The organism is Microbulbifer pacificus (genome assembly GCF_033723955.1).
Taxonomy (GTDB): domain Bacteria; phylum Pseudomonadota; class Gammaproteobacteria; order Pseudomonadales; family Cellvibrionaceae; genus Microbulbifer; species Microbulbifer pacificus.
The window spans coordinates 4104632-4123591 of the sequence record NZ_CP137555.1; the positions used below are offsets into that span (position 1 = coordinate 4104632).

At 59.1% G+C, this 18960-nt stretch carries 19 protein-coding genes; 17 read left to right on the plus strand and 2 right to left on the minus strand.

All coding sequences use genetic code 11. The features are described from left to right. Window positions 1-96 precede the first annotated feature (96 nt). From R5R33_RS17355 to R5R33_RS17400, 10 genes are all read left to right on the plus strand, one after another. Window positions 97-1437: a Na(+)-translocating NADH-quinone reductase subunit A gene (locus R5R33_RS17355; protein WP_318953952.1), complete on the plus strand. Its 1341-nt coding sequence runs from the start codon at window positions 97-99 to the stop codon at window positions 1435-1437. Between the two features lie 2 nt (window positions 1438-1439). Further along, a complete protein-coding gene (locus R5R33_RS17360) occupies window positions 1440-2651 on the plus strand; it encodes an NADH:ubiquinone reductase (Na(+)-transporting) subunit B (RefSeq protein WP_318953953.1) in 1212 nt (403 codons plus the stop codon). Continuing rightward, a complete protein-coding gene (locus R5R33_RS17365) occupies window positions 2644-3426 on the plus strand; it encodes a Na(+)-translocating NADH-quinone reductase subunit C (RefSeq protein WP_318953954.1) in 783 nt (260 codons plus the stop codon). The genes R5R33_RS17360 and R5R33_RS17365 overlap by 8 nt, the downstream gene beginning before the upstream one ends. Window positions 3427-3428: 2 nt before the next feature. Continuing rightward, window positions 3429-4103 (plus strand): NADH:ubiquinone reductase (Na(+)-transporting) subunit D, encoded by a 675-nt coding sequence (locus tag R5R33_RS17370; protein ID WP_318953955.1) that lies wholly within the window; start codon window positions 3429-3431, stop codon window positions 4101-4103. Between the two features lie 3 nt (window positions 4104-4106). Next, window positions 4107-4715, plus strand: coding sequence for an NADH:ubiquinone reductase (Na(+)-transporting) subunit E (gene nqrE / locus R5R33_RS17375; protein ID WP_318953956.1), 609 nt, complete (start codon window positions 4107-4109; stop codon window positions 4713-4715). An 18-nt stretch (window positions 4716-4733) separates the two neighbouring features. Beyond that, window positions 4734-5960, plus strand: a complete 1227-nt coding sequence (gene nqrF / locus R5R33_RS17380) for an NADH:ubiquinone reductase (Na(+)-transporting) subunit F (protein ID WP_318953957.1) — start codon at window positions 4734-4736, stop codon at window positions 5958-5960. Between the two features lie 177 nt (window positions 5961-6137). Further along, window positions 6138-7040 (plus strand): FAD:protein FMN transferase, encoded by a 903-nt coding sequence (locus tag R5R33_RS17385; protein WP_318953958.1) that lies wholly within the window; start codon window positions 6138-6140, stop codon window positions 7038-7040. Window positions 7041-7058: 18 nt separating this feature from the next. Continuing rightward, window positions 7059-7325, plus strand: a complete 267-nt coding sequence (gene nqrM, locus R5R33_RS17390; RefSeq protein WP_318953959.1) for a (Na+)-NQR maturation NqrM — start codon at window positions 7059-7061, stop codon at window positions 7323-7325. Between the two features lie 138 nt (window positions 7326-7463). Then, on the plus strand, window positions 7464-8861 hold the full coding sequence (gene sthA / locus R5R33_RS17395) for a Si-specific NAD(P)(+) transhydrogenase (protein WP_318953960.1): 1398 nt from the start codon (window positions 7464-7466) through the stop codon (window positions 8859-8861). Next, window positions 8858-9325, plus strand: coding sequence for a thioesterase family protein (locus R5R33_RS17400; protein WP_318953961.1), 468 nt, complete (start codon window positions 8858-8860; stop codon window positions 9323-9325). Before sthA ends, R5R33_RS17400 begins: the two co-directional genes overlap by 4 nt. 101 nt (window positions 9326-9426) lie before the next feature. On the opposite strand, the gene R5R33_RS17405 is transcribed toward R5R33_RS17400, so the two are convergent. Beyond that, window positions 9427-9726, minus strand: coding sequence for a hypothetical protein (locus R5R33_RS17405; RefSeq protein WP_318953962.1), 300 nt, complete (start codon window positions 9724-9726; stop codon window positions 9427-9429). Window positions 9727-9912: 186 nt separating this feature from the next. On the opposite strand from R5R33_RS17405, the gene R5R33_RS17410 reads away from it, so the two are divergent. From R5R33_RS17410 to R5R33_RS17425, 4 genes are all read left to right on the plus strand, one after another. Further along, on the plus strand, window positions 9913-11544 hold the full coding sequence (locus R5R33_RS17410; RefSeq protein ID WP_318953963.1) for an alpha/beta hydrolase: 1632 nt from the start codon (window positions 9913-9915) through the stop codon (window positions 11542-11544). A gap of 85 nt (window positions 11545-11629) precedes the next feature. Next, the gene (locus R5R33_RS17415) at window positions 11630-12871 is read left to right on the plus strand and encodes a lipoprotein-releasing ABC transporter permease subunit (RefSeq protein ID WP_318953964.1); all 1242 of its coding nucleotides are present in this window, start codon (window positions 11630-11632) and stop codon (window positions 12869-12871) included. 11 nt (window positions 12872-12882) lie between these two features. Further along, complete coding sequence (gene lolD, locus R5R33_RS17420; protein WP_318953965.1) at window positions 12883-13632, plus strand: lipoprotein-releasing ABC transporter ATP-binding protein LolD; 750 nt, start codon at window positions 12883-12885, stop codon at window positions 13630-13632. Then, entirely contained in the window at window positions 13625-14893 is a 1269-nt protein-coding gene (locus R5R33_RS17425; protein WP_318953966.1) for a lipoprotein-releasing ABC transporter permease subunit, read from the plus strand. Before lolD ends, R5R33_RS17425 begins: the two co-directional genes overlap by 8 nt. 131 nt (window positions 14894-15024) lie before the next feature. On the opposite strand, the gene R5R33_RS17430 is transcribed toward R5R33_RS17425, so the two are convergent. Continuing rightward, entirely contained in the window at window positions 15025-15561 is a 537-nt protein-coding gene (locus R5R33_RS17430) for a DUF2062 domain-containing protein (RefSeq protein ID WP_318953967.1), read from the minus strand. Between the two features lie 447 nt (window positions 15562-16008). Here R5R33_RS17430 and R5R33_RS17435 point away from each other — a divergent pair, with 447 nt between their 5' ends. The 3 genes from R5R33_RS17435 (at window position 16009) to prpC (ending at window position 18902) form a co-directional block, all read left to right on the plus strand. Next, window positions 16009-16734, plus strand: coding sequence for a GntR family transcriptional regulator (locus R5R33_RS17435; RefSeq protein WP_318953968.1), 726 nt, complete (start codon window positions 16009-16011; stop codon window positions 16732-16734). 21 nt (window positions 16735-16755) lie between these two features. Beyond that, entirely contained in the window at window positions 16756-17634 is an 879-nt protein-coding gene (gene prpB / locus R5R33_RS17440; protein WP_318953969.1) for a methylisocitrate lyase, read from the plus strand. Window positions 17635-17777: 143 nt separating this feature from the next. Next, window positions 17778-18902, plus strand: coding sequence for a bifunctional 2-methylcitrate synthase/citrate synthase (gene prpC / locus R5R33_RS17445; protein ID WP_318953970.1), 1125 nt, complete (start codon window positions 17778-17780; stop codon window positions 18900-18902). Window positions 18903-18960 lie beyond the last annotated feature (58 nt).

The window sequence follows — 18960 nt, forward strand, 5'->3', positions numbered from 1 at the left end:
CATTAGCCCCCGCTATGGGTTCTTCTATTCCGTTTTTAGCGTTTTACAAACCTAGAAATTTTTAAACCTACCAACTAAGAACTTAGGCATAGGCGTATGAGAAAGATCCGTCGGGGATTGGATTTACCCATATCCGGCGCGCCCGAGCAGGTCATCTATGATGGCCCCGCTGCCAAGACTGTTGCGGTGATCGGTCCCGACTACAACGGGATGAAACCGACCATGGCAGTCGCGGAAGGGGATAGCGTCAAACTCGGACAGCTGCTGTTCACCGATAAGAAAACCGAAGGTGTTCGCTACACCGCACCGGCCGCCGGTCGCGTGGTTGCCATCAATCGCGGCGTCCGCCGGATTCTGCAATCCGTGGTCATCGAGGTGGAAGGTGATGAGGCTGAGCAGTTTGCCAGCTACAGCGCTGACCAGCTGGCCAGCCTGACCGCTGAACAGGTACGTGTGAACCTGGCGGAGTCCGGTCTGTGGACTGCACTGCGCACCCGTCCTTACAGCAAGGTACCGGCGCTCAACGCCCAGCCCTCTGCGATTTTCATCAACGCCATGGATACCAACCCGCTGGCTGCTGATCCGGTGGTGGTTATCGCCGAGCAGCGCGAAGCCTTCGCCCAGGGTGTTGAAATCCTCTCCAAGCTGGCAGACAAGACCTTCGTTTGTACTGCGCCCGACGCCGACATCCCAGTACCGAGCTCAGCTTCCGTGCAGCGCGAAGCCTTCGCCGGCCCGCACCCGGCTGGTCTCTCCGGTACCCATATCCACTTCCTGCATCCGGTCAAACCAGGTCGCCAGGTGTGGACCATCGGTTACCAGGACGTGATTGCCGTTGGCAAGCTGTTCGAAACCGGCAAACTCTACACCGACCGTGTGGTCGCTGTTGCTGGCCCGCAAGTCACCAAGCCGCGTCTGCTGCGCACCCGTCTGGGCGCAGACCTGACAGCGCTGACCGCTGGCGAAACCAAGGGCGATGACAACCGCGTGATCTCCGGCTCCGTATTCGGCGGCCGTACCGCGTCTGGCCCGCTGGGATACCTCGGTCGTTACCACAGCCAGGTGTCTGTGCTGCAGGAAGGCCGCGAGCGTCCGCTCCTGCACTACATGCGCGCGGGCAACAAGCGCTTCTCGATCCTGCCGATTTACCTGTCGCGCCTGTTCAAGAATCGCCTGTTCGATTTCACCACCAGCACCAATGGTTCCGAGCGCGCACTGATGCCAATTGGCACGTACGAGCGCGTGATGCCCCTGGACATCATGCCGACCCAGCTGCTGCGTGCGCTGATCGTTGGTGATACCCAGGTGGCTCAGCAACTGGGCGTACTGGAGCTGGACGAAGAAGATCTGGCGCTGTGCACCTTCGTGTGTCCGGGCAAGTACGACTTCGGCCCCATTTTGCGGGATAACCTGACCCGTATTGAGAAGGAGGGTTAAGGATGTTGCGCAAACTACTCGACTCCATTGAGCCGCACTTCCACAAGGGTGGCAAATACGAAAAATGGTATGCCCTGTATGAGGCGATCGACACCGGTCTGTTCCAGCCGGCGGATCGCACCAAGACCACGGCACATGTGCGCGACGGCATCGACCTGAAGCGCATCATGATCACCGTTTGGGCGTGTGCCATGATCCCGATGTTCTACGGCATGTGGAACGTGGGCTTCCAGGCCAACACCATCATGGCCGATATGGGCATGACCGAAGCGGCTGGCTGGCGCCACGCCATCATTGGTGCGCTGTCCGGCTACGACGCCAACAGCCTGTGGGACAACCTGATCCACGGTGCCATGTACTTCCTGCCTATCTACGCGGTGACCTTCATCGTCGGTGGTATCTGGGAAGTGCTGTTCGCGGCCGTGCGCGGCCACGAAGTGAATGAAGGTTTCTTCGTGACCTCCATTCTGTTCGCACTGACCTGTCCGCCGGATCTGCCCCTGTGGATGGTGGCGATGGGTATCAGCTTCGGTGTGGTAATCGGTAAGGAAGTGTTCGGTGGTACCGGCAAAAACTTCCTGAACCCGGCACTCACCGGTCGTGCCTTCCTGTTCTTCGCTTATCCGGCTGCCATGTCCGGTGACGCGGTTTGGACTGCCGTTGACGGCTACACCGGCGCTACCGCGCTGTCTGTGCTGGCGAGCGAAGGTGTCCAGAACGGCGTTGTGAATCTTGCAGGTGGTCAGCTGACCTGGATGGACGCCTTCTTCGGCAAGATGCAGGGCTCTATCGGTGAAACCTCCACCCTGGCGATGCTGATCGCCGGCGCAATCCTGTTGTTCATGAAGATCGCGAGCTGGCGTATCGTCGCCGGTACTCTGCTGGGCATGATGGCCACGGCTTTCCTGTTCAATATGATCGGCTCCGAAACCAATTCCATGTTCAATGTGCCCTGGTACTGGCACCTGGTTGTGGGCGGCTTCGCCTTCGGTCTGATCTTCATGACCACCGACCCGGTATCCGCCGCCATGACCAACACCGGTCGCTGGTGGTACGGCATTCTCATTGGTGTGATGTGTGTATTGATCCGTGTGGTGAACCCGGCATTCCCGGAAGGCATGATGCTGGCGATCCTGTTCGCCAACCTGTTCGCGCCGCTGTTTGACCACTTCGTTGTGCAGTCCCATATCAAACGGAGGTTGGCACGTGGTTAATAAAGATTCCGTAAAAGGCACCCTGCTGGTTGCCGTGATTATGTGTCTCGTCTGCTCCGTGGTGGTTTCCACGGCAGCCGTGGTGCTCAAGCCCAAGCAGGAAGCCAACGCTCTGCTGGACATGAAGAAAAACGTACTGCTGGCAGGTGGACTGATCGATGCCGATCAGCACAACGCCAAAGCCATTGAGCAGGCGTTTGAAGCGGTAACGATCAAGTACGTAGACCTGCGTACTGGCAAGTTCACCGATGAAGCACCGGCTGGCGGCAGTGGCCGCGCTGCAGCGAAAATTCCGAGCGCCAGTGAAAAACTGCCGGCGGAAGAAGACACTGCAAAAATCATCCGCCGCGAGAACACCAAAGAGGTGTATCTGGTGGAGAAGGATGGTCAGCTGCAGCGTATCGTTCTGCCGGTTCGCGGCTACGGCCTGTGGGGCCAGCTGTATGGCTTCCTGGCGCTCGAGAGTGACCTGACTACCGTAGCGGGCCTCGGCTTCTACGAGCACAAGGAAACTCCCGGATTGGGCGGTGAAGTTGACAACCCGCGCTGGAAATCCCAGTGGGCTGGCAAGGAAGTCTTCGATGCTGATGGCAGCGTGGACATCTCCGTGATCAAGGGCAGCGTTGACCCGAACAGTGCCAAGGCCAAGCATCAGGTAGACGGTCTGTCCGGTGCGACCCTGACCAGTAAAGGGGTTAACAACCTGATCAATTTCTGGCTCGGCAGCCAGGGATACGGTCCCTTCCTGAAAAACCTTAAAGCAGGGGAGGCATGAGCATGAGCAAGAAGTTGAAAGACACTCTGCTGGAGCCGGTGTTTAACAATAACCCCATCGCGCTGCAGATCCTCGGTATCTGCTCCGCGCTGGCGGTGACCAGCTCGCTGCAGGTGACGCTGGTAATGTGTATTGCGCTGACCTTGGTGACCGCGTTTTCCAACATGTCGGTCTCCCTGATTCGCAAGCAGATTCCCAACAGCATCCGGATCATCGTGCAGATGACCGTGATCGCGTCGCTGGTAATCGTGGTGGATCAGATTCTGAAAGCCTATGCCTTCGACATTTCCAAGAAGCTCTCGGTATTCGTTGGTTTGATTATCACCAACTGTATCGTTATGGGCCGCGCGGAAGCGTTCGCCATGAAGCACGGTCCCAAGGACAGCTTCCTGGACGGTATCGGTAACGGTCTGGGTTACAGCTTTATCCTGATCTGTCTCGCGGTTATCCGTGAACTGTTCGGTGCTGGCAAACTGTTTGGCTTTGAGATCCTGTCTACCGTCAACAACGGTGGCTGGTACATGCCCAACGGCTTGCTGCTGCTGCCGCCGAGCGCCTTCTTCCTGATCGGTCTGATTATCTGGGCAATCCGTACCTGGAAGCCGGCTCAGGTGGAAGAGCAAGAGTTCACCATTGCGCCCAACTCCAAGATGCCTGTGGCGCAACAGGAGGCCTGATAGATGGAACATATTATTTCTCTGATCATCCGCGCTGTTTTCGTTGAAAACATGGCGCTGGCCTTCTTCCTGGGGATGTGTACCTTCCTCGCGGTATCCAAGAAGGTTGAAGCGGCGGTTGGCCTCGGCGTTGCGGTAGTTGTGGTTCTGACCATTACCGTGCCCGTGAACAACCTGATTTACACCTACCTGCTGAAAGACGGCGCGCTGGCCTGGGCCGGCTATCCGGACGTGGACCTGAGCTTCCTCGGCCTGCTGTCTTACATCGGCGTAATTGCTGCCCTGGTGCAGATCCTGGAAATGTTCCTGGATAAGTACGTACCGGCGCTTTACAACGCCCTGGGTGTATTCCTGCCGCTGATCACCGTGAACTGCGCCATCATGGGTGCGTCTCTGTTCATGGTGGAGCGCGAGTACAATTTTGGTGAATCCGTTGCGTACGGCTTCGGTGCCGGCCTCGGCTGGGCGCTGGCCATTACAGCACTGGCGGGTATCCGCGAGCGCCTGAAGTACAGCGACGTGCCGAATGGTCTGAAAGGCCTGGGCATCACCTTCATCACCGTTGGTCTCATGTCGCTGGGCTTCATGTCCTTCGGCGGCATCGATATCTAAGCGGGGAGGTCGAATAACATGGAATTAACGGATATTTATTTTGGCGTAGGCATGTTCACCGTGATCGTGCTGGCGCTGGTGGCCATCATCCTGGTTGCCCGCTCGCGCCTGGTGAACACCGGCGACGTCAACATCGTGGTCAACGGCGAGAAGACTCTCACCGTTCCTGCGGGTGGCAAACTGCTGCAGACCCTGGCTGCGAACAACCTGTTCCTGGCATCTGCCTGTGGTGGCGGCGGCAGCTGCGCCCAGTGCGTATGTAAGGTTCTCGAGGGTGGCGGCGACATGCTGCCGACCGAGGCTGCGCACTTCACCCCGCGTGATGCCAAAGCTGGCAAGCGCCTGTCCTGTCAGGTTGCTGTTAAGCAGGACATGAAAATCGAAGTGCCGGAAGAAGTGTTTGGTGTGAAGCAGTGGGAGTGCACTGTGGAATCCAACCCGAACGTGGCCACCTTCATTAAAGAGCTGACCCTGCGTCTGCCAGAAGGTGAAAACGTGGACTTCCGCGCTGGCGGTTACGTACAGCTGGAAGCGCCGCCCCACCATGTGAAGTTCTCCGACTTCGAAATCCAGCCGGAGTACCGTGGTGACTGGGAACACTTCGGCTTCTTCAAGCTGGAGTCCAAGGTGACCGAGCCGGTAGTGCGCGCCTATTCAATGGCCAACTACCCGGAAGAGAAGGGCGTTGTTAAGTTCAACATCCGTATCGCCACTCCGCCACCGCGCACCGAGGGTATCCCCCCGGGCCAGATGTCTTCCTACGTCTTCAACCTGAAGCCGGGCGACAAAATGCGCGTTTACGGTCCCTTCGGTGAGTTCTTCGCCAAGGATACCGATAACGAGATGGTCTTCATCGGTGGTGGTGCCGGTATGGCGCCGATGCGTTCTCACATCTTCGACCAGCTGAAACGCCTGAACAGCAAGCGCAAAATCAGCTTCTGGTACGGTGCGCGTTCTCTGCGCGAGATGTTCTACGAGGACGACTACAACGGTCTGCAGTCAGAGTTCGATAACTTCCAGTGGCACATTGCCCTGTCTGACCCGCAGCCGGAAGACAACTGGACCGGTTACACAGGTTTCATTCACAACGTAGTGTATGAGAACTACCTGAAGAACCATCCGGCACCGGAAGACTGCGAGTTCTACATGTGCGGACCGCCCATGATGAACGCAGCGGTGATCAACATGCTGAAGAACCTCGGCGTAGAGGATGAAAACATCCTGCTCGACGACTTCGGTGGCTGATCGCGCATGATTGGATTTGCTAACGCATCCACAAAAACAGGGCCGATGTATTCGGCCCTGTTTTTGTTTGTGGCATCCCGGTTTAAGCGCGCTCTGCGCTCTATTTTTATCCTCTCTTTGGTTGTTCTGGCGTCCTGCACGCCGGAGAAAACCTCGTGGAAACTGTCCGGCCCAACCATGGGTACGGCATACCACATCACCGTGGTGGATGTGCCATCGGCGCTGCGCAAGGCTGACCTGCAGTCTGCGATCGACGCAGAGCTGGCGGCGGTAAACCAGGAGATGTCCACGTATATCCCCGACTCGGAACTGATGCGCTTCAACGCGGCGCCGGTGGGTGAGGTGGTGGAAATTTCCCAACATCTCGCCGACGTCATTGCACGCTCACTGCAGATCTACCAGCACAGTGGTGGTGCTTTTGATGTGACCGTCGGCCCGCTGGTGAATCTGTGGGGATTCGGGCCGCTGCCGGAACCGGAAAAGATTCCTGCAGACGAAGCAATCGCTGAACTTCTGCAAGTCATCGGGTCCGATGCGCTGGTGCTCGACGGTAATCGCCTCAGCAAAACCCGTTCGGTACAAATCGACCTTTCCGCGATTGCCAAGGGCCATGGGGTAGACCGCATTGCCGATTTGCTTGAAGGCAAGGGCATCACCAATTATCTGGTGGAAGTGGGCGGCGAGCTGCGTACCGCGGGAGTTAATCCGCAAGGCGCTATCTGGCGCGTGGGTATCGAAAGGCCGAGCGCCGGGCAGGTGGTGCAGAAGCCGATCCAGGTAAGTGGCAAGGGCATCGCCACGTCCGGTGACTATCGCAATTACTACGAGCGGGACGGCAAGCGCTACGTGCATACCATGGACCCGCGCACCGGCAGACCGGTGGAGCACCGGCTCGCTTCGGTCACCGTAATCGCCGACACCTGTGCCGAGGCCGATGGCTATGCCACTGCACTGAATGTGATGGGTGCAGATGCGGCGTTAAAATTGGCAGAAGAGCAGCAGCTTGCGGTTTTTCTGTTGGTAAAAACCGATTCCGGGTTTGAGGAGCGTGCGAGCACCGCCTTCAAACCCTATCTCTGAATGTCAGGGGAGGTAACCGTGACTATTTATATTCTTGCGTTCGCTGCCATGATCCTTATCGTGGCCGGTATGGCACTGGGCGCTATGGTCCAGAACAAACCGCTCAAGGGCTCCTGTGGTGGCCTCAACAAGATCGGCATGAAGAAGGACTGCGACATCTGTGGCGGTGACGATCAGGAGTGTGAAAAAGAACAGGAGCGTCAGCGTCAGGCGGCACTGGCTAAAGAAGCTGCCGGCAGCGATCTAGCCTACGACGCGAGCAAGCCGAGCCGCAAGGACTCCTGAGTAAGGAGTCATGAGTTAGGGCGCCTGTGTCGGGAGCCATGAAAGACGGGTACCGAACAGCTAGTCCGTGATGACTGAGTGCGCTGTTGATGGAGCAGCGCTGTTTGAATTATTGATAAAAGAAAAGACAGTAGATCAATGGCAAATTCCAAATACGACCTGGTGGTGATTGGCTCTGGCCCTGCGGGCGAAGCTGCAGCCATGAGTGCTGCCAAGAAAGGTCTGCGGGCTGCGGTGATTGAGCGCAGCCCGGCGGTGGGCGGCAACTGTACCCACAAGGGCACCATCCCTTCCAAGGCGCTGCGTCATTCCGTCAAGCAGCTGATGCGCTACAACACCCAGCCGGTATTCCGCGCTCTGGGCGAACCGCGTCGACTGACGTTTCCGCAGGTGATGGAGACCGTCAACAAGGTCATTTCCTATCAGGTGGAAATGCACACCAGCTTTTACGCGCGCAATCGTGTGGATCTGATTGTCGGTGATGCCCAGTTCAAAGATGCCAACAGCGTGGTTGTGCAGCTGGCAGACGGCGCGGCGGAAATCATCACCGCGAAAAAATTCGTCATCGCTACTGGCTCGCGTCCATACCGCCCCGCGGATGTCGATTTCAATCACCCGCGTATTTACGACAGCGACACCATCCTGGATATGGAGCACACGCCGCAGGCGATCATCATCTACGGTGCGGGTGTAATCGGCTGCGAATACGCTTCCATCTTTGCCGCCCTCGGTATGAAAGTGGATCTGATTAACAGCCGCGGCCACCTGCTGGAATTCCTGGACGACGAAATTTCCGATGCACTCAGCTACCACCTGCGGGATATGGGGGTGACCGTTCGTCACCGCGAGGAGTATGCGCGGGTCGTGGGTACCGATCGCGGCGTGACCATGGAAATGCAATCCGGCAAGCGGATTTCCGCCGATGCGCTGCTGTGGTGTAACGGCCGTTCCGGCAACACCGGCTCACTCGGCCTGGAAAATATCGGCCTCGAGGCCAACCACCGCGGCCAGTTGGCGGTGGACGATCATTACTGCACCGCGGTGGAAAATATTTTTGCGGTGGGCGATGTTATCGGCTGGCCGAGCCTGGCCAGTGCTTCCTACGACCAGGGCCGCGCTGCCGCGGAAGCCATTGCCGGGCGCGAGCATCGTGTGATTGAGGATGCACCGACGGGGATTTACACCCTGCCGGAGATTTCTTCCGTCGGCAAAACCGAAAGCGAACTGACCAAGGCCAAGGTGCCGTACGAGGTTGGGCGCGCGTTGTTCAAGCACACCGCACGGGCACAGATTTCCGGCGAGCGTGTCGGCATGCTGAAGATCCTGTTCCACATCGAGACCCGCGAGATTCTCGGTATTCACTGCTTCGGCGCCGAGGCGGCGGAGATCGTGCACATCGGCCAGGCCATCATGAAACAGCCGGCACCGAACAACTCGATCGATTTCTTTGTGAACACGACCTTCAACTATCCGACCATGGCAGAGGCATACCGCACTGCGGCACTGGACGGGCTGAACCGGATCACGCGACTATGAGCGAGCCATCCCCCGCGGAATTCCGCTCACTGGTAGAGGGAATATTCAGCGATATCCCTTTTGTTCAGGAGATCGGTCTCAAACTGCACGACTTCGACCTGGAAAGTCAGACGCTGTCCGCGAAGTTTGTCCGCAAGCCGCAGCTTATTGGCAACCATTTCCAGAATATCCTGCACGGCGGCGTGATTGCCACCGCGCTGGACACCGTGGGCGGGCTCACCGCCATGGTGGCCGCCTATGATCGAATGGGCGGCGCCATCGACTGGGAGGAAAAAATCCAGCGACTGATCCGCCTGGGAACGGTGGATATGCGGGTGGATTACCTGAAACCTGGACGCGGCGAGAGCTTTATCTGTCACGGCTCCGTGTTGCGGGTGGGGAACAAGTTGGTGGTTACGCGGATGGAGCTGTACAACGATACCGACGAATTGATTTCCACCGGGACGGCGACATTTCTCTACTGAATTTCCAGCGTTCCGCTGGCGGTCAGGCCTGGAGACGAAAAAAGCGCGCTTATTCGGCATAAGCGCGCTTTTTTATTAGGGCAAGGACAGTGCCGGTGGGCTTAACCGTGGTGTTTGGCCACGGTGTGCAGAACCCGGTCGTTCTCAAAGTAAACGAAGAAATCGGCATACTCCCAGCGGGTGATCGCGGGTGTCCCAACCGGGCCCTGAATGGAAATGGGCTCGCCGAGTTCCTGGTTCACCTGGTCCTGTCGCTTGCCGCGCAGGTGGGAGGCCTCGGCGACCTGGCCCTGGCTGCCCACAGGCACTTCGATGGTCTCCGCCTGGGCGGCAGTAGTGAATACAGCGATGCCGACGAGGCCCGCCAGTGTCAGGTTGCGCAGAGCTGCTGATGAGAACATGTGGGCTCTCCCGTTGAATTATTCGATTTGTCAGGCATTAAAGCAGATATTCTGCCGAAACATGCGGCATTCTTCACGTTTTTCCTTTCATTGAAGCGTTTTCGCTTACGCAAATGCCGTGCCCGCTGCCTCTGCGAATCCTTGTGCTAGGCTGAAATTCGAACACGACTCTTCGGGCAGTCACGAATGCGGTTTGCGCACTTTTTTTCCACGGCCGGGTTACTGGTCGGCACCACCTTTTTCGCGCTCTCCCTGACCCCCTCGCTGATTCCCCGCGAAGGGGTGGTGCAGGGCGTTATCTCCGGCTTTTCGTTTGCGGCCGGCTACGGCGTGGGTGTCTTTCTCGCCTGGCTGTGGCGGTTCCTGGAATTGCCTGCGGTACACGGGCGCCCCCGCAATATCCTGCGCTGGGTCACCAGCATAATCTGCGTACTGCTGGCGCTGGGGTTTCTCTGGCAGGCGGCGAATTGGCAGAACACGGTGCGCGGTCTTATGGGGCTTGAGGAGGCACCGGGAGTCAGGCCGTTGACCATAGCGCTGGTCTCGGCCCTGGTGTTCCTGGTACTGCTGTCGATCGCCAAATTGTTCCGGCGGGTGTTTAACTTTCTGTCGGGCAAACTAGAGCGCCGCGCGCCGCGCCGACTCTCCATACTGTTGGGGCTGCTGGCGGCGGTGGCCCTGTTCTGGGCCGGGTTCAACGATGTGATTCTCACCGCGGCATTAAAGCGTGTAGACCGTATCTACCAGCAGCTCGACGCCAGGATTGCGCCGGATATGGAGGAGCCCTCTGATCCGATGATCCCCGGGAGCGCCGAGTCGCTGGTGCGCTGGCAGGACATGGGGCACCAGGGGCGGCGCTACCTGATCCTCGGCCCCAAAGCCAAGGACATCGCTGAGGTGACCGGCAGAGCGAAAGACCCGATTCGCGTGTACGTCGGCCTGAATGCCGCAGAGACGCCGGCGGAGCGAGCAGAGCTCGCCTTGAAAGAGCTGAAGCGAGTAGGGGGCTTCGAGCGTCCCTACCTGATTCTGATCACCCCGACGGGTACCGGTTGGGTGGACCCCGGTGCAATCAATTCGATCGAATACCTGCTGGGGGGCGATGTCGCGAGCGTCGCTGCGCAGTACTCATACCTGCCGAGTCCGATCGCGCTGATGACCGAGGATGCCTATGGCCGGGAAACCGCCCAGGCGCTGTTCCAGACGGTCTACGGTCACTGGAATACGCTGCCACGGGAGACCAGGCCCAAGCTGTATCTGTTTGGGCTGAGTCTGGGTGCGCTCAACTCGGACCGCTCCTTCGACTTCTACGACATCATCAACGACCCGTTCCAGGGAGCGCTGTGGGTGGGGCCGCCATTTCGCAGCGATACCTGGCGCGAAGTCACCAAAGACCGCGACGCGGGTTCACCGGCCTGGTTGCCCCTGTTTCGCGATGGCGCGGTGGTGCGCTTCGGCAATCATTTTGGCGGTTATGAAACCGGCAGTGCTCCCTGGGGAGACTTCCGTCTTGCCTACTTGCAGCACGGCAGTGATCCCATCGTATTTTTTGAACCGGAGGCGGCCTACCGGAAGCCGGCCTGGATGGCAAAGCCGCGTGCCCCCGACGTATCCCCGGATCTGCAGTGGTACCCGATTGTGACCATGTTGCAGCTGGCGATGGATATGCACGCGGGCATTGCGCCCATGGGCTTCGGGCACAGCTATGCGCCGGCAGACTATGTCCACGCCTGGCATCAGCTGGTGGCACCACAGGGGTGGGATGAGGCGAAGCTGAAGCTTTTGAACGAAAAGCTGATCAAATGGAATCCGCGCTGAGTCTGGCTGTCAAAAGATTCATGCTGTTGCCGCAACGTGCGTAAATACTTGGATTTCTTGGCGTTTTTCCGCTTAAATCAGCCCCATGATAAAACCTGTACCCCTCTATATTGGCCTGCGTTACGTGGCCGCCCGCCGCCGGCAGCAGTTCATCTCCTTTATCAATGGTTTCTCCCTGCTGGGCATGGCACTGGGTGTATTTGCATTGATCGTGGTGACCTCGGTGATGAACGGGTTTGATCGCGAGCTGAAGACCCGCATCCTGTCGGTGGTACCGCACGGATTCGTGGAAAACAAGGAAGGCCTGGAGGATTGGGCCGCCGCCGCAGAGTCCCTGCGCCAGCAACCCCATGTGCTCGCCGCCAGTCCTTTTGTGCGCGGCTTTGCGCTGCTGGGCGCGAATAACCAGTCCCACGGCGTGGAATTCCAGGGTGTCGACCCACAGGCGCTGCGCGATGTGTCATCGGTAGGCGAGCATATGCTGATGGGCAGCCTGGATGGCCTGCAGTCGCGCAGTTACAACATCGTCCTCGGGCGTATCCTGGCGCGTCAGTTAGGGGTCATCCCCGGCGACAGCGTGATCCTGACCCTGCCGGAAGTCACCATCACCCCCGCCGGTATATTTCCCCGCACCAAGCGTTTCACCGTGGCCGGTATTTTCTCCGTGGGTGCACAGGTGGACCAGAACATGGCGCTGATGCATCTCGACGATGCCGCGCGCCTGCTGCGCATGCCCGGCAAGGTGCAGGGGCTGCAGCTCAAGTTTGACGACATGAACAATGCCCTCGGCGCTGTCGAGGGCTACGCCTCGGCGCTGGGTGAGGGGTTTACCGGTGAAGACTGGAGCCGCTCCCAGGGCAGCCTGTTCCAGGCAGTGAAGATGGAGAAAACCGTCGTCACCCTGATGCTGATGATCATTGTGGCGGTCGCCGCGTTCAATATTGTTTCCGCACTGGTGTTGATGGTGGCGGACAAACGCTCGGATATCGCGGTGCTGCGCACCCTGGGCCTCACCTCACGTCAGATCATGGCGGTATTCGTGGTGCAGGGCAGTGCCATTGGTATTCTCGGTGCGGTGATCGGCGGTTTACTGGGCACGCTGATCGCACTGAACCTCACTGATCTGGTGTCCTGGATCGAGCAGGTGGTCGGCGCGAAGATTTTTGATCCCCGGGTGTTCTTTGTCAGTTTTCTGCCGTCCGAATTCCGCGCCGCCGATGCGGTCCTGGTATTGAGCGCGGCGATTATTATGAGCCTGCTGGCCACCCTGTTTCCCGCCTGGCGCGCAGCGCAGATTGCACCGGCGGAAGCACTGCGATACGAGTAACCAATAATCAGATGAATAGCCAAGTGGAAATCCATCCCGAAGAGTCACGCCCACAGGCCACCGCGGAAGTTGTACTGGCCTGTCACGACCTCACCAAAGTCTACCGCCAGGGTGCCAACGAATTGCACGTACTGCGCGGTGTGGAATTACAGGTGCCGAAAGGGGAACGGTTGGCGATTGTCGGTGCCTCCGGTTCCGGTAAATCCACCCTGTTGAACCTGCTCGGCGGGCTGGATACGCCCAGCACCGGGGAGGTCTGGGTAGGCGGTCAGAACCTGGCAACCCTCAACGCCAACGAGCGCGGATGGCTGCGCAACAGCAGCCTCGGGTTTGTGTACCAGTTTCACCATCTGTTGAACGAATTCACCGCGCTGGAAAACGTCGCCATGCCGCTGCTGATTGGCAAGCGCTCGGTGGCGGAATCCCGCGCGCAAGCGCGGGACATGCTGGAGGCCGTTGGCCTCGGCCAGCGCCTGGATCACAAGCCGGCACAGCTTTCCGGTGGTGAGCGTCAAAGAGTCGCCATCGCCCGCGCGCTGGTAGCCCGTCCGGCCTGTGTGCTGATGGATGAACCCACCGGCAACCTGGACCGGGCAACCGCCCATGAAATTCACCGGTTGATGGACCGCCTCAACGACGAAACCGGTATCAGCTTCGTGATCGTGACCCACGACCCGGATCTCGCCGGTGCGCTGGACCGCTGCCTGCATCTCGTCGACGGCCAGCTGGTGGAAGGCTGGCAGCAGGGCAACCATGTTTAGGCCGCTACCCGCCTTTATCGGCCTGCGCTACGCGGGCGCCCAGCGCGGCGGCAATGACTCTGCCGGGCTGGTGTCGTTCATCTCTGGCTTGTCCATGATCGGCCTGATCCTGGGTGTGGCGCTGATGATCGTGGTGATGTCGGTGATGAACGGTTTCGACCGCGAACTGCGCGAGCGTATTCTCGGCATCATGCCCCACGCCACCGTCTACAACGCGAGCCCGGAAATCGACTGGACTGACGTGCGCAACCAGGTCGCCGCGGCAGATGGCGTAACCGCGGCGGCAGAGGTGTGGCAGGTCAACGGCCTCGCGCGCAACGGCCTCGACGTGTCACCGCTGCTGGTGCAGGGCGTGAACCCGGAAACCATCGTCAATGTTTCGACCATCGGAGAATTCCTGCAGCCCGGCAGTTTTGCCGCGCTCACCAGCGATCCCGCAGAACCCGGCATCATTCTCGGCAAAGGCATTGCCGACAAGCTGGAAATCGCCGTCGGCGACCAGCTCTCCATCATCGTGCCGCAGAGCGGCAACAGCGAATCCGGCGGCCGCACCGCGGCGCAGCTGGCGGGCTTCAAGGTAGTGGATATTTTCCACTCCGGCACCGCGCTGGATCACTCCCTCGCGCTGGTGGACTGGGCGCAGGCCAAGGCACTGGCGGGCGGCGCCGGTGGCGCCGGCGTGCAGATGCGCGTGAAGAATATGCTGAACTCGTTCGCCGTGTTCCAGAACCTGCTGCGCCAGCTGCCGGTGGAAGGTTTCTACGGCAACGACTGGACCGGTACCCACGGCAACCTGTACCAGGCGATCCAGATGTCGCGCAACCTGGTCAGCCTGCTGGTGTTCCTGATCATCGCCATCGCCGCGTTCAATGTGGTGTCGACACTGGTGATGGTGGTAATCGACAAACACGGCGATATCGCCATCCTGCGCACCATGGGTGCGAGTACCCGGGAAATCCTGCTGACGTTTGTCAGCCAGGGGGCACTGGTCGGCCTTGTCGGTGTACTGGTGGGCGGATTGCTCGGGGTGATCGGCTCGCTGCTGGTGACCGATGCGGTATCCGGCCTCGAATCCCTGTTCGGTATCCAGTTTCTCAAGTCCGATGTCTATCCGGTGGACTATCTGCCGTCTGAACTGCAGTGGGGCGATGTGGCGCTGGTGGTGGGGGCAGGGTTCCTGCTGAGCCTGCTTGCCACGCTGTACCCCGCGTTGCAGGCGAGCCGTGTGCAACCAGCCGCGGCACTGCGCCAGGACTTCTAAACGCCGCCCCCGTCATGCCGGACTTGATCCGGCATCCAATGGTTCAACGTGCATTGTTTGGACTTAGGCTGGATCCCGGATCAAGTCCGGGATGACAAAGGGGAGCGGGATGACGAATCGGTGAGGGCGGATCAACTCCGCTGTTCGATCTGCGCTTTGCGCAATTCCAGTCGCGCTTTCCAGCGTTTCACCACATGCCAGCGCCAGATGGCCTGCATGGCAAAGTAGGCGACGGTGGCGAAGAAAATCCCGCTGATCAGTGAGCCGGAAAACAGCGGCAGCCAGATCCTTCCCACTTCTTCAGTAAGCCATTCCCACGACAGCTCGATTTTGAACGGGATCGGCGGTGTACCCAGTATCCAGGCGCCCAGTTTGTAGGTGCTGTAGAAAATCGCCGGCATGGTGACAGGGTTGCTGATCCACACCAGTGCCATCGACAGCGGCAGGTTGCAGCGGAACCAGAGGGCGAGCACAGCGGCGATAAGCATCTGGCCGGGCAGGGGAAGGAAACTGGTGAAAATGCCCACGGCGAAGGCCACCGACACCGAATGGCGGTTCAGGTGGAACAGGTTGGGGTCGTGCAGCAGTTTGCCAAGAAATTTCAGGCCGTTGTTGGCACGCACTTGTTCGGGAGTTGGCAGCCAGCGCCTGATAACACTCTTAGGCATGATTCAAATCTGCTCACTACTCTCGATTTGTCATTGTCGTTGCGGAAACCGTTCGGTTATGCCGCCTTCTACCTTGTAAGAAGATCGGCCACATAAGGATAGAGTGACCTGACGGCATTGCGTGTGCGCCGGCGACCGAAGGACAGCGCGGGCGCTATTATGCCTACATCACAATTTCAAGACTACCATTCTCATCACCCCTGCAGGATTGGTCATTTTATCCCCTGTAACCAGCGACCCTGAGACCGTGTTTTGCGCGTAAAGCTCCGGCGAAATTGCACAGCTCCGGTGCAAAGCCCGGTGCACAGCGCACTTTTTTAGTCACAGAATGTCAATGTGTTGACATAAATAGCGGTTGACGCTGAAAAAATGGCCATTTAAGCTTCTGCAACCTATAAATTGTCGACAATCCAGAAAGGATGTCGACAAATCATCACGGTGGGGCAGATGGCGATGGATTCCAACACCGCACTCACACATTTGGCGGCAGACGGGGCGGACACGCCCATGGGCACCCGCGGCTCCCAGAGCCTGGCGGACCGCCTGTTCTATTCCCTGCGCAAAGACATCGTCGAAGGGCGCATGCCCGCCGGCAGCAAGATCAGCGAGCCGGAACTGGCCCGCCGCTTCGACGCCAGCCGCGGCAGCCTGCGCGAGGCGCTGATGCGCCTGGAATCCCTCGGGCTGCTGGAGCGTAAGGTCAATGTGGGCGCCCGCGTAGTGGATCTCACCGAGCGCGGTCTGCTGGAACTCTACGACGTGCGCGAAGCCCTCGAAGGCATGGCCTGCCGTCTGGCGGCACAGAACCGCTCGGAAGAAGACCTGGTTGAGCTGAGGCAGATGCTGCACCGCCACGAACAGCAGGAAGAGCTGCAGGCGGGCACCGCCTATTTCCAGCCGGAAGGGGATTTCGATTTCCACTTCCGCATCGTGCAGGCCTCCAACAACGACCTGCTGATCGACACCCTCTGCAACCGACTCTATTACCGCGTGCGTATGTATCGCTACCAGCTGGGTATGGCGAGCCCGCGCGCGCATCGCGCCTTCCGCGAGCACAGCCACATCATCGACGCCATCGAAGCCGGCGACGGTGAGCTGGCAGAAATTCTGATGCGGCGCCATATCCGCGCGTCGCGCACGAACATCGAAAAGAAACTTACCAACACCGATTAAATCGAGAAACAGGGGCAATCCATGAGCAGACCTGAATCCGCCGGCGCACGCTTCCGCCTGGCTCTGAAAGAAAACCAGCCGCTGCAGGTAGTGGGCACTATCAACGCCTACACCGCGATCATGGCCGAGCGCATCGGCCACCAGGCGATCTACCTCTCCGGTGCTGGCGTTGCCAATGCCTCCTACGGCCTGCCGGACCTGGGCATGACCAGCCTCGATAACGTGCTGGAAGACGTGCGCCGCATTACTGCCGCCACCAGCCTGCCGCTGCTGGTGGATATCGATACCGGCTGGGGTGGTGCGTTCAACATCGCCCGTACCATCAAGGAGATGATCCGCGCCGGCGCCGCTGCCGTGCACATCGAAGACCAGGTAGCGCAGAAGCGCTGCGGCCACCGCCCGAACAAAGAGATCGTTTCCAAAGAGGAAATGGTTGACCGCATCAAGGCTGCGGTAGACGCGCGCACCGACGATGACTTCTTCATCATGGCCCGCACCGACGCCTTCGCACAGGAAGGTCTGGAAGCCGCCATCGAGCGCGCCCAGGCGTGTATCGAAGCCGGCGCCGACGGCATCTTCGCCGAAGCCGTGACCGAACTGGAACACTACCGCGCGTTCAAAGACGCACTGAATGTACCAATCCTTGCCAACATCACCGAGTTCGGCAAAACCAAGCTGTACAACAAGGCTGAACTCGCGGAATCCGGTGCCGATATGGTGCTGTACCCGCTGTCTGCATTCCGCGCCATGAACAAAGCCGCGGAAAACGTCTATACCAGCATTCTGGCCAATGGCGACCAGCAAGCAGTGGTAGACACCATGCAGACCCGCGCAGAACTGTACGACTACCTGAACTACCACGAGTTTGAAGACAAGCTCGACGCGCTGTTCAAGAAGTAAAAGATTTAGAAGTATTTGTTCCACCCACCGTCATCCCGGCGAATGCCGGGATCCAGTCCGGAGGCAATCAAAACCTCCGCACTGGATGCCGGATCAGGTCCGGCATGACGAAGTAAAAACTTAAATCGAAAGGGGAATTAGAGATGGCAGAGAAAAAAGTTGGCGGAGCAGGCCTGCGCGGCCAGGTAGCTGGTAAAACCGCACTTTCCACCGTAGGCGTATCCGGCTCCGGCCTCACTTACTGCGGCTACGACGTCAAAGACCTGGCAGAAAACTGCGAGTTCGAAGAAGTTGCGTACCTGATTTTCAACGGCGAACTGCCCACCACCGCCCAGCTGGCGGACTACAAAGGCATCCTGAAAACCATGCGCGGCCTGCCGCTGGCGCTGCGCGAAGTGCTCGAGCGCATCCCCGCCGACGCACACCCGATGGATGTCATGCGCACCGGCTGCTCCATGCTGGGCAACCTGGAAGGCGAAGAGTCCTTCGCCCAGCAACAGGATCGCGCCAACCGCCTGCTGGCCGCATTCCCGTCCATCATCTGTTACTGGTACCGCTTCACCCACGACGGCGTGCGCATCGAAACCGAAACCGATGACGATTCCATCGGCGGCCACTTCCTGCACATGCTGCGCGACGAGAAGCCGAACGACCTGCACGCACAGGTAATGAATGTGTCCCTGATCCTGTACGCAGAGCACGAGTTCAACGCCTCCACCTTCACCGCGCGCGTATGTGCCTCCACCCTGTCTGACCTGTTCAGCTGCATCACCGGCGCCATCGGCTCCCTGCGCGGCCCGCTGCACGGCGGCGCCAACGAAGCGGCGATGGAACTCATCGAACGTTTCTCTTCCGCCGACGAAGCGGAAAAAGAACTGCTGGGCATGCTCGAGCGCAAAGAAAAAATCATGGGCTTCGGCCACGCGGTATACACCGAATCCGACCCGCGCAACGCCATCATCAAGCAGTGGTCTGAAAAACTGGCCGCCGACGTGGGCGACACCGTGCTGTACCCAGTTTCCGTACGCTGCGAAGAAGTCATGTGGCGCGAGAAGAAGCTGTTCTGTAACGCCGACTTCTTCCACGCTTCCGCGTATCACTTCATGGGCATCCCCACCAAACTGTTTACGCCGATCTTCGTAATGTCCCGCGTAACCGGCTGGGCCGCCCACGTGTTTGAACAGCGCGCAGACAACCGCATCATCCGCCCGAGCGCGGAATATATTGGCCCCGAACTGCGCAAAGTGACCCCCATTTCCGAACGTTAATACGATCGGAACTACGAAACACGATGCGAAGGCGCTGATGCCGGGGTCCCCTTTGCAG

What these genes read in the sequence shown, in the direction of transcription:
- R5R33_RS17355 (WP_318953952.1), top strand. Translation starts at nt 97, where the DNA reads ATGAGAAAGATCCGTCGGGGATTGGATTTACCCATATCCGGCGCGCCC.
- R5R33_RS17360 (WP_318953953.1), top strand. Translation starts at nt 1,440, where the DNA reads ATGTTGCGCAAACTACTCGACTCCATTGAGCCGCACTTCCACAAGGGT.
- R5R33_RS17370 (WP_318953955.1), top strand. Translation starts at nt 3,429, where the DNA reads ATGAGCAAGAAGTTGAAAGACACTCTGCTGGAGCCGGTGTTTAACAAT.
- nqrE (WP_318953956.1), top strand. Translation starts at nt 4,107, where the DNA reads ATGGAACATATTATTTCTCTGATCATCCGCGCTGTTTTCGTTGAAAAC.
- nqrF (WP_318953957.1), top strand. Translation starts at nt 4,734, where the DNA reads ATGGAATTAACGGATATTTATTTTGGCGTAGGCATGTTCACCGTGATC.
- R5R33_RS17385 (WP_318953958.1), top strand. Translation starts at nt 6,138, where the DNA reads ATGGGTACGGCATACCACATCACCGTGGTGGATGTGCCATCGGCGCTG.
- sthA (WP_318953960.1), top strand. Translation starts at nt 7,464, where the DNA reads ATGGCAAATTCCAAATACGACCTGGTGGTGATTGGCTCTGGCCCTGCG.
- R5R33_RS17400 (WP_318953961.1), top strand. Translation starts at nt 8,858, where the DNA reads ATGAGCGAGCCATCCCCCGCGGAATTCCGCTCACTGGTAGAGGGAATA.
- R5R33_RS17405 (WP_318953962.1), bottom strand. Translation starts at nt 9,726, where the DNA reads ATGTTCTCATCAGCAGCTCTGCGCAACCTGACACTGGCGGGCCTCGTC.
- R5R33_RS17410 (WP_318953963.1), top strand. Translation starts at nt 9,913, where the DNA reads ATGCGGTTTGCGCACTTTTTTTCCACGGCCGGGTTACTGGTCGGCACC.
- R5R33_RS17415 (WP_318953964.1), top strand. Translation starts at nt 11,630, where the DNA reads ATGATAAAACCTGTACCCCTCTATATTGGCCTGCGTTACGTGGCCGCC.
- lolD (WP_318953965.1), top strand. Translation starts at nt 12,883, where the DNA reads ATGAATAGCCAAGTGGAAATCCATCCCGAAGAGTCACGCCCACAGGCC.
- R5R33_RS17425 (WP_318953966.1), top strand. Translation starts at nt 13,625, where the DNA reads ATGTTTAGGCCGCTACCCGCCTTTATCGGCCTGCGCTACGCGGGCGCC.
- R5R33_RS17430 (WP_318953967.1), bottom strand. Translation starts at nt 15,561, where the DNA reads ATGCCTAAGAGTGTTATCAGGCGCTGGCTGCCAACTCCCGAACAAGTG.
- R5R33_RS17435 (WP_318953968.1), top strand. Translation starts at nt 16,009, where the DNA reads ATGGCGATGGATTCCAACACCGCACTCACACATTTGGCGGCAGACGGG.
- prpB (WP_318953969.1), top strand. Translation starts at nt 16,756, where the DNA reads ATGAGCAGACCTGAATCCGCCGGCGCACGCTTCCGCCTGGCTCTGAAA.
- prpC (WP_318953970.1), top strand. Translation starts at nt 17,778, where the DNA reads ATGGCAGAGAAAAAAGTTGGCGGAGCAGGCCTGCGCGGCCAGGTAGCT.